The sequence below is a fragment of the Ralstonia pickettii genome, from assembly GCF_001699815.1.
Classification (GTDB): domain Bacteria; phylum Pseudomonadota; class Gammaproteobacteria; order Burkholderiales; family Burkholderiaceae; genus Ralstonia; species Ralstonia thomasii.
Map to the genome: position 1 here is coordinate 384,878 of NZ_MCGB01000061.1, position 7,887 is coordinate 392,764.

Consider the following 7,887-nt stretch of genomic DNA (forward strand, 5'->3'; position numbering starts at 1 on the left):
GTCGATTACTCGGGTTTCCAGTCGGTGCTCGCGTGCAACTCCAGCGACGCACTCGCCGCCAGTTGCAATACGAAATCTTCATAGCTGATGCCGGCCGCGCGGGCGCCCATCGGCACCAACGAATGGCCGGTCATGCCCGGCGACGTGTTCATCTCCAGCAGGAACGGCGCGTTATCGGACTTGCGCAGCATGATGTCGGCGCGGCCCCAGCCACGGCAGCCCAGCCCGCGATATGCCTGCACCACCAGCGCCTGCACGCGCGCGGCCACATCAGCGGGAATCGGTGCCGGGCATTCGTAGCGCGTGTCGTCGGTGAAGTACTTGTTCTGGTAGTCGTAGTTGGCCTGCGGCGCGACGATGCGGATAAGCGGCAATGCCGTAGCGCTCTCCCCTTCGCCGATGATCGGGCAGGTCAGTTCGTCACCTTCGATGAACTGCTCGGCCATCACATCACGATCCAGGCGCGCGGCCTTTTCGTAGGCGGCGGGCAGCTCGGCGACGCTCGTGACCTTGGTCAGACCGATCGACGAACCTTCGCGCGCCGGCTTGACGATCAGCGGCAGGCCCAGGCGGTCGGCCACGGCTTGCCAGTCGGCGCCGGCGTGCAGCATCACGAAATCGGGCGTGGGCAGGCCATGGGTCTGCCATTGGCGCTTGGTGGCTTCCTTGTCCATCGCCAGCGCAGATGCGAGTACGCCGCTGCCGGTGTACGGAATACCGAATTGCTCGAGCAGGCCCTGGATCGTGCCGTCTTCGCCAAAGCGGCCGTGCAGCGAAATCACCACGCGGTCGAACCCTTGCTTGGCCAGATCGGCCACGGCCTGCAGGCCCGGGTCGAAGGCGTGTGCATCGACACCGCGTGCGCGCAGCGCAGCCAGCACGCCGTTGCCGGACATCAGTGAGATTTCGCGCTCGGCCGAACGACCGCCCATGAGCACGCCCACTTTGCCGAGGGACTTCGGATCAATCGTCGGATTGGGAACAAACGGACCGGTCGTCATGCTGCGGCGCCTCCGTTCAGATCCACGACGTTTGCAGTGCGCGCCTGCGCCTGCAACGCAACCACTTGCCCGGGCACCTGCCCGATCGACCCAGCGCCCATGGTGATGACCACGTCGCCGTCCTGCGCCGCATCCAGGATCGCTTGCGGCATGTCTTCGATCTGCTCCACGAATACGGGCTCGATCTTGTTGGCCACGCGCAGCGCACGCGTCAGCGCGCGACCGTCAGCGGCGATGATGGGTGGCTCGCCGGCGGCGTACACCTCGGCCAGCAGCAGCGCGTCGACCGTGCCGAGCACTTTCACAAAGTCTTCGAAACAATCGCGCGTGCGCGTGAAGCGGTGCGGCTGGAACGACAGCACGAGGCGGCGATCGGGGAACGCACCGCGCGCAGCAGCCAGCGTTGCCGCCATTTCGACAGGGTGGTGGCCGTAGTCGTCGATGAGCGTGAAGTGGCCTTTGCCGTCAGCGGTCGGCACTTCGCCGTAGCGCTGGAAGCGGCGGCCCACGCCGTTGAACTCGGCCAGCGCCTTGACGATGGCTTCGTCCGGCACTTCCAGTTCGGTGGCGATGGCGATGGCGGCCAGCGCGTTCTGCACGTTGTGCAGGCCCGGCAGGTTGAGCGTGATCGACAGCGGCGGCTCGGCATGGCCGTTGAGCTGGCGGATCACGGTGAATTCCATGCGGCCATCGACAGCGCGCGCATTGACGGCACGCACTTGCGCATCTTCGGCAAACCCGTAGCGCACGACCGGCTTGGAGACGAACGGCAGGATTTCGCGCACGTTCGGGTCGTCCACGCACAGCACGGCAATGCCGTAGAACGGCAGCCGCTGCGTGAACTCGATGAACGCCTGCTTCAGGCGCGCGAAGTCGTGCCCGTAGGTGTCCATGTGATCGGCATCGATATTGGTGATGACCTCGATCACGGGGAACAGGTTGAGGAACGACGCGTCGGATTCGTCGGCCTCGGCGACGATGAAATCGCCCGTGCCGAGGCGCGCGTTGGCGCCTGCGGAGTTGAGACGGCCACCGATCACGAACGTCGGGTCCAGACCGCCTTCGGCCAGCACGGAGGCGACGAGGCTGGTCGTCGTCGTCTTGCCGTGCGTGCCGGCAATCGCGATGCCCTGCTTCAGGCGCATCAGCTCGGCCAGCATCACCGCACGCGGCACGATGGGGATGCGCTTGGCGCGCGCGGCCAGCACTTCCGGGTTGTCGCCGCGCACGGCGGTGGAGACCACCACGGCATTGGCGCCGATCACATGTTCCGGCGCGTGGCCCTGCATGATGGTGGCGCCCAGCGTTGCCAGACGCTGCGTGGTCGCGCTGCTGCCCAGATCCGAGCCCGTCACGCGGTAGCCCAGATTCAGCAGCACCTCCGCGATGCCGCTCATGCCGGCCCCGCCGATGCCTACAAAATGGATGTTCTTGACGATGTGCTTCATATCGATTCGTTCCCTATGCCCGTGCCACCGCTACACACACGTCGGCGACACGCTCGGCCGCTTCGGGCCGTGCCTGCTCACGTGCTTTAGCCGCCATATCGGCCAATTGCGCACGCGTCAGGGACGCGAGTGTATCTGCCAGCGATGCCGGACTCAGTTCCTGCTGCGGCACCAACAGCGCCGCTCCGCGTTCTGAGAGGAAGCGCGCATTGGTGGTCTGGTGATCGTCCACGGCATGCGGGAACGGCACGAACAGCGCCGCGACACCCGCCGCAGCCACTTCTGAGACGGTCATGGCGCCCGCGCGGCAGATCACGAGATCGGCGTGCGCATACGCAGCCGCCATGTCGTCGATGAACGGCACAGGCTGCGCGTGGGCATCGTCAATGCCTGCGGCGGCATAGTTGGCGCGCAGCGTATCGATCTGCTTGGCGCCCGCCTGATGGATGACGATGGGACGCGTATCAGCCGGCAGCAACGCCAGCGCCTTGGGCACCACGTCGTTGAGCGCCGCTGCGCCCAGGCTGCCACCCACGACGAGCACGCGCAGCGGGCCGGTTCGCTCGGCGTAGCGCGTTTGCGGCGAAGCCAGCGTGGCGAGGTCAGCGCGGATCGGATTGCCGACCCACTCGGCACCGGCCAGCGCATTCGGAAATGCGCACAGCACGCGATCGGCCACGCGCGCGAGCACGCGGTTGGCGAGCCCCGCAATCGAATTCTGTTCGTGCAGCACCAGCGGGCGACCCTGCAGCACGCTCATCATGCCGCCCGGGAAGGTGATATAGCCGCCCATGCCCAGCACCACGTTCGGGCGCACACGGCGCACCACACCGAGGCTCTGCCAGAAGGCACGCAGCAGGTTGAGCGGCAGCAGAAACTTGGTGACGAGGCCCTTACCGCGCAGACCACCAAACTGCACCGACTCCAGCGGAAAACCGTGCTTGGGCACCAGTTGGCCTTCCATGCCGTTCGCATTACCGAGCCACACCACCTTCCAGCCACGCGCGGCCAACAGCTTGGCCACCGACAGCGCGGGGAAGATGTGACCGCCCGTGCCGCCGGCCATGACGAGGAGCGTGCGCGGCGCCAGACGGGCCGAATTGCCTGCCGTCATACCTTGCCCCCACGCATCAGCACGCGGTTTTCATAGTCGATACGCAGCAGCACCGCGATCGCGACGCAGTTCATCAGGATGCCGGAGCCGCCGTAGCTGACCAGCGGCAGCGTCAGACCCTTGGTCGGCAGCAGGCCCAGGTTCACGCCCATGTTGATGAAGGCCTGCCAGCCGATCCAGATTCCCAGTCCCTTGGCAACGAGGCCTGCGAACGTACGGTCGAGCTGCAGCGCGGTGCGGCCGATCTCGAAGGCGCGGCGCACCATCCAGTAGAACAGCAGGATCACGATCAGCACGCCGACAAAGCCCAGTTCCTCGCCAATGACGGCGAGAATGAAGTCGGTATGCGCTTCAGGCAGGTAGTGCAGCTTCTCGATGCTCCCGCCCAGGCCAACGCCGGTCCACTCGCCACGGCCGAAAGCGATCAGCGAGTGCGTGAGCTGGTATGCCTTGCCCTGCGCGTATTCCTCTTGCCAGGGGTTCAGGTAGGCGAAGATCCGCTCGCGTCGCCAGGGCGACGCCACGATCAGCAGCGAGAAGGTGGAAACCGCGGTGAGCACGAGGCCGCCGAACAGCTTGCCGTTCACGCCGCCCAGGAACAGGATGCCCATGGCCACGGCTGCGATCACCAGGAACGCGCCCATGTCCGGCTCCAACAGCAGGAGCGAGCCGACAAACGCCACGGCCACGCCCATGGGCAGGAACCCCTTGCGCACGCTCTGCATCCAGTCCTGCTTGCGCACGGTGTAGTTGGCGGCGTACAGCACCACCGCCAGCTTCATCAGCTCGGACGGCTGGAAATTCATGACGCCCAGCGGCAGCCAGCGGCGCGCGCCATTCACGCCCTTGCCGAGGTGCGGCACGAGCACAATCACCAGCAGGACCAGTGCAATGATGAAGAGCTTCGGAGCGTATTTGTCCCAGAACTTGACCGGAATCTGGAATGCGACGATCGCACCGATCAGCCCGATGACCAGCGAGAAGATGTGGCGGATCAGGAAATGCCCGTTGCTGTAGTTGGCGTACTTGGGCGAATCCGGCAACGCGATCGACGCCGAATACACCATCACCAGCCCGAGGCCGAGCAGCACGATCGCCACCCACAACAGCGGCTGGTCGTACTCCATCATCTTGGAGCGCGTGGGCTTGACCCCTGAAACGGCGTCGCGCAGGCCATCCCACGCATTGCCGATGGTCGCGCCGATGAAGCCGCTGCGCTTGATCTGGGTGTCGCTCATAGGAGGACTCCTCGGTCTGCCGCCAATGCGACCACGGCCTCGTGGAACACCTGGGCGCGGTGTTCGTAGTTGCGGAACATGTCGAAGCTTGCGCACGCCGGCGACAACAGCACGGCGTCGCCCGGCTGCGCATGCGCGGCGGCTTCCAGCACGGCGGCTTCCAGCGTCGGCGCGTCGACCAGCGCGACACCGGTATTGGCCAGCGCCTCACGAATCAGCGGTGCATCGCGACCGATGAGGATCACGGCGCGCGCGTACTGCGCGACCGGCTCGGCCAGCGGCGAAAAGTCCTGACCCTTGCCATCGCCACCGGCGATCAGCACGACATGCTTGGACAGGCCCGAGAGTGCAGCCACCGTCGCGCCGACGTTGGTGCCCTTGCTGTCGTCGAAGAATTCGATGTCGTCAAACGCGGCGATCAGTTCGACGCGGTGCGGCTCGCCGGCGTAGTCGCGCAGGCCGTGCAGCAGCGCGCTCACTGGCAGGCCGATCGCGCGACACAGTGCCAGCGCAGCCATCGCGTTGGTCGCGTTGTGCAAGCCACGGATGCGCAGTGCGTCGGCCGGCATCAGACGCTTGAGGCGCACCGGCACCGGCGCGGCCGGCGCGGCGTCGCCCTTCTTGCGGCGCGTAGGCTTGGGCAGATCGTCCTCTTCGACTTCGGCCAATACGATCCAGGGCATGCCGCCATCGCGCAGCAGGCCGAGCGCATCGGGCGTGCCCGGCTCATCGATGCCGAAGGTGATATCGCCGCCGTTCTTGCTCGCGAATGCCATCACGGCCGCGTCCTGACGGTTCAGCACGCGCACGGTGTTGGCACCGAAGATGCGGCCCTTCGCTGCGGCGTAGGCCTCCATGGTGCCGTGCCAGTCGAGGTGATCCTGCGTGATGTTCAGTACGGTGGCCGCATCGGCTTCCAGCGAATGCGTGGTTTCGAGCTGGAAGCTGGAAAGCTCGAGCACCCACACGTCAGGCAGCGTGCCTGCGTCGACGCATTCGCTCAGCTTGTCCAGCGCCGACGGGCTGATGTTGCCGGCCACGCCGACCGTCTTGCCGGCGCGCTGGACCAGGGCGCCCGTGAGCGCCGTGGTGGTGGTCTTCCCGTTCGTGCCCGTGATGGCGAGCACGCGCGGCGCATAGCCTTGCGCGGCCTTGAGGCCGGCCAGCGCGCGGGCAAACAATTCGATCTCGCCCCACACCGGCACGCTCTGCGCATTGGCGGCGTTCAGCAGCGCCGCGACGTTCGGATCCAGCGGCGACAAGCCAGGGCTGATCGCCACCAACGTCACACCGTCCAGCAGCGACACGGCAAAGGGACCGGTCACAAACTCCGCGTCCGGCACATGGGCGCGCAGCACCGGCAGGTTGGCCGGTGCCTCGCGCGTGTCGGCCACGCGCACGGGCGCGCCATGACGGGCACACCAGCGTGCCATGGCGAGGCCGGATTCGCCGAGGCCGAGCACAAGCACCACCGGCGCTTCGAACTCGCCGAACATGCGCGGCGCCTGTGCGGTTTCAGCGGCGGGCATCGGCTCGGCCGAATCGAGTGTCGCGACAACGGCGTCCACGGCGGCGTCGGGCTGCGTGGCGGCCATATCGTCGTCCGGGGTGATGGAGTCGTCGGTCATGTCGGTCATGTCCGTGCTCACCGCAGCTTCAGGGTCGACAGGCCGATCAGCACCAGCATCATGGTGATGACCCAGAAGCGCACGACCACTTGCGTTTCCTTCCAGCCGGACAGCTCGAAATGATGATGCAGCGGCGCCATGCGGAACAGGCGCCGGCCCTCGCCATAACGTTTCTTGGTGAACTTGAACCACGTCACCTGCAGCATCACCGAGACGGTCTCCGCCACGAAGATGCCGCCCATGATGAAGAGCACGATTTCCTGGCGCACGATCACGGCGATGGTGCCAAGCGCGCCGCCCAGCGCCAGCGCGCCGACGTCACCCATGAACACCTGTGCCGGATGCGCGTTGAACCACAGGAAGGCAAGCCCCGCACCCGCCATCGCCGAGCAGAAAATCAGCAGCTCGCCTGCGCCCGGAATGTGTGGGAACAGCAGGTATTTGCTGTAGACAGCGCTACCCATCACGTACGCGAACACGCCCAGCGCGCTGCCCACGAGCACGACCGGCATGATGACGAGGCCATCAAGGCCGTCGGTCAGGTTCACCGCATTGCTGGAGCCGACGATCACGAGGTACGTCAGGATGATGAAACCGAACACGCCGAGCGGGTAGCTGATCTCCTTGAAGAACGGCACGATCAGGTGCGACTTGGCCGGCAGGTTCAGCGACAGGCCGCTGCGCACCCACTCCATGAACAGCTCGAGCACGCGCATGTTGCTGGTCTCGGACACCGAGAACGCCAGATACGCCGCCGCAAACAGGCCGATCACGGTCTGCCAGAAGAACTTCTCGCGCGAAGACATCCCCTTTGGATCGCGGTGCACGACCTTGCGGTAGTCATCGACCCAGCCGATCGCGCCATAGCCGAGCGTGACCAGCAGCACGATCCAGATGAAGCGGTTGCCCCAGTCCGCCCACAGCAGCGTCGACACGGCAATGCCGATGAGCACCAGCACACCGCCCATGGTGGGCGTGCCGGCCTTGACCAGGTGCGTCTGCGGGCCATAGCTGCGCACAGCCTGGCCGACTTTCAGTTCCGTCAGGCGACGGATCACGAACGGCCCGAACCCGAGGCCGATCACCAGCGCCGTGAGCGATGCCATCACGGCGCGGAACGTCAGATAGTTGAAGACGCGCAGGAAGCCGTAGTCGTTCTGCAACCATTGCGCCAATGCCAATAACATGGGTTCTTGCTTCCCTTAATGCTGCTGTTGTGTGTTGGAACCGGCTGGCGAATCCGCTACCGGGTCTTTCAAGACCAGCGCTTCCACAATGCGTTCCATCCGCATGAAGCGCGATCCCTTCACCAATACCGTCGCGGCCGGCGCAATGGCGGGCACACCGTGTTCAATCAAGTCTTCCGCCGACGCAAAATGCTGTGCGCCCGGGCCGAAGGCATCGACCGTGTGGCGCGCAAGCTCGCCGGTTGCCAGCACTGCGTCGATGCCGCGCGCG

General features: G+C 65.8%; 6 protein-coding genes and 1 pseudogene. All 7 read right to left on the reverse strand.

The window, feature by feature from the left end; genetic code table 11:
* Nucleotides 1-5: 5 nt before the first annotated feature.
* On the reverse strand, nucleotides 6-1,001 hold the full coding sequence (locus BEK68_RS12420; RefSeq protein WP_012436468.1) for a D-alanine--D-alanine ligase: 996 nt from the start codon (nucleotides 999-1,001) through the stop codon (nucleotides 6-8).
* Nucleotides 998-2,449: a UDP-N-acetylmuramate--L-alanine ligase gene (gene murC, locus BEK68_RS12425; protein WP_012436469.1), complete on the reverse strand. Its 1,452-nt coding sequence runs from the start codon at nucleotides 2,447-2,449 to the stop codon at nucleotides 998-1,000. Before murC ends, BEK68_RS12420 begins: the two co-directional genes overlap by 4 nt.
* Nucleotides 2,450-2,462: 13 nt before the next feature.
* A complete protein-coding gene (gene murG, locus BEK68_RS12430) occupies nucleotides 2,463-3,563 on the reverse strand; it encodes an undecaprenyldiphospho-muramoylpentapeptide beta-N-acetylglucosaminyltransferase (protein WP_012436470.1) in 1,101 nt (366 codons plus the stop codon).
* Nucleotides 3,560-4,801 carry a putative lipid II flippase FtsW gene (ftsW, locus tag BEK68_RS12435; RefSeq protein ID WP_012436471.1) on the reverse strand — a complete coding sequence of 414 codons (1,242 nt, stop codon included), beginning with the start codon at nucleotides 4,799-4,801 and terminating at the stop codon, nucleotides 3,560-3,562. Before ftsW ends, murG begins: the two co-directional genes overlap by 4 nt.
* Nucleotides 4,798-6,297: a UDP-N-acetylmuramoyl-L-alanine--D-glutamate ligase gene (murD, locus tag BEK68_RS12440; protein ID WP_024542294.1), complete on the reverse strand. Its 1,500-nt coding sequence runs from the start codon at nucleotides 6,295-6,297 to the stop codon at nucleotides 4,798-4,800. Before murD ends, ftsW begins: the two co-directional genes overlap by 4 nt.
* A gap of 149 nt (nucleotides 6,298-6,446) precedes the next feature.
* Nucleotides 6,447-7,616, reverse strand: coding sequence for a phospho-N-acetylmuramoyl-pentapeptide-transferase (gene mraY / locus BEK68_RS12445; RefSeq protein WP_012436473.1), 1,170 nt, complete (start codon nucleotides 7,614-7,616; stop codon nucleotides 6,447-6,449).
* A 15-nt stretch (nucleotides 7,617-7,631) separates the two neighbouring features.
* Nucleotides 7,632-7,887 (reverse strand): annotated as a pseudogene (locus BEK68_RS12450) (UDP-N-acetylmuramoyl-tripeptide--D-alanyl-D-alanine ligase); the annotation flags it as partial.

Coding starts and splice junctions, on each gene's coding strand:
- murC (WP_012436469.1), bottom strand. CDS start 2,449: ATGAAGCACATCGTCAAGAACATCCATTTTGTAGGCATCGGCGGGGCC.
- BEK68_RS12420 (WP_012436468.1), bottom strand. CDS start 1,001: ATGACGACCGGTCCGTTTGTTCCCAATCCGACGATTGATCCGAAGTCC.
- murG (WP_012436470.1), bottom strand. CDS start 3,563: ATGACGGCAGGCAATTCGGCCCGTCTGGCGCCGCGCACGCTCCTCGTC.
- mraY (WP_012436473.1), bottom strand. CDS start 7,616: ATGTTATTGGCATTGGCGCAATGGTTGCAGAACGACTACGGCTTCCTG.
- ftsW (WP_012436471.1), bottom strand. CDS start 4,801: ATGAGCGACACCCAGATCAAGCGCAGCGGCTTCATCGGCGCGACCATC.
- murD (WP_024542294.1), bottom strand. CDS start 6,297: ATGTTCGGCGAGTTCGAAGCGCCGGTGGTGCTTGTGCTCGGCCTCGGC.